The sequence below is a fragment of the Psychromarinibacter sediminicola genome, from assembly GCF_029168335.1.
Classification (GTDB): domain Bacteria; phylum Pseudomonadota; class Alphaproteobacteria; order Rhodobacterales; family Rhodobacteraceae; genus Psychromarinibacter; species Psychromarinibacter sediminicola.
Genome location: NZ_JARGYC010000197.1, coordinates 1 through 1,151, shown reverse-complemented (window position 1 = coordinate 1,151; position 1,151 = coordinate 1). Strand labels below are relative to the sequence as shown.

Below are 1,151 nucleotides of genomic sequence, written 5' to 3'. Positions count from 1 at the left end.
GGAGGCGCACGGCATTGGCCGCGAACTTCATGCAAGACAGCCGCGTCCACTTCAGCGCGTGCTTGCCCTCCTTGATGTGCTGTTCGGCTGTGCCTCGACCGTTGTAGAAGGCCAGCACCCGCTCGTTCGGCAGGCTGCGGTTGGTCACGATGAAGCCGACGCGTGGGAACAGTTCACCGGGATGGAACTCCACCTTGGCCACGACACGCCGCGGCTTCGACCAGCTCTTCGCGCGGTAGTGGAAGCTGGTGTAGTGGCGCACGATGCGGTTCGGCGGCCGACCGGGGCGCCGTTTGGTCAGGAAGTCGATCCGTTCATGAAGCTTCGCGTTGCCCTTGATGCGGATGGCGTAATCCCAGCCTTCGGCCTCCAGCAGGTCAAAGAGCGCGGGGATAGCGAAGGCGGCATCGGCTCGGAACCGGCGCCGCTTGATCGAGGGCCGCGCCTTCGCCGAGTAGCGCCTCAGTACGGGGCGCAATACGTCTTCCCAGCCATCGGCACTGTGGACATTGCCGGGACGCAGGGCACAGCGCTCCAGGTCGCCGAACTGGTTGAACACGAACAAGGGGTGCAGGCACTTCGACTGGAAATGGCCGTTCCAGGCGGCGCCCTCCTGATCGCCATGCACCGGGCTCTCGGAGCTGTCCATGTCCAGCGTGATGACTTTCGGCGGACGCCGGTCATGCGCCGCGTCGATCCAGCGACCCGGTAAATCGATCAGCGCTGCGAGGTTGTCCGGTTGGGCCAGCATCTCGGTCTCGAACCGACCCATGGCGCTCGCCGAGGCTGCACCGTTCATCACCGCCCGCCCGCCGACAAGCTGGCGGATCACCGGATCGCGGCAAAGACGGTCGGCATCGTTGACGTCCTCCCATCCAGCCAGGCGCGAGAAGACCGACTGCCGCAGAAAGCCAGCGAAGCGATGGCGGCCGTTCCGGCCCGTGCGCGGATCGCCGATCAGAGCCGCGGCCATGTCGGTCAGGCCGAGGGCGTCGTCCAGGTCACGATACAGCAAAAGCCCGCCGTCCGAACTGATCGCCGAACCGCGGAATTGCACCTTCACCGAGCGATCAAATCCCAGCCGGAGAGGCCCCAATTCTGCCTCACCCGTCGCGTTCGCCGCCAAATCCTCGCTCCATCGCCGTTAAGTC

The 1,151-nt window shown here is 65.4% G+C and carries 1 protein-coding gene; it reads right to left on the bottom strand.

Annotated features, from left to right (window positions below; translation table 11 throughout):
- The coding region (locus P1J78_RS24910) for an IS1380 family transposase (RefSeq protein WP_374213427.1) at nucleotides 1-1,126 on the bottom strand (1,126 nt) is incomplete at its 3' end.
- Nucleotides 1,127-1,151 lie beyond the last annotated feature (25 nt).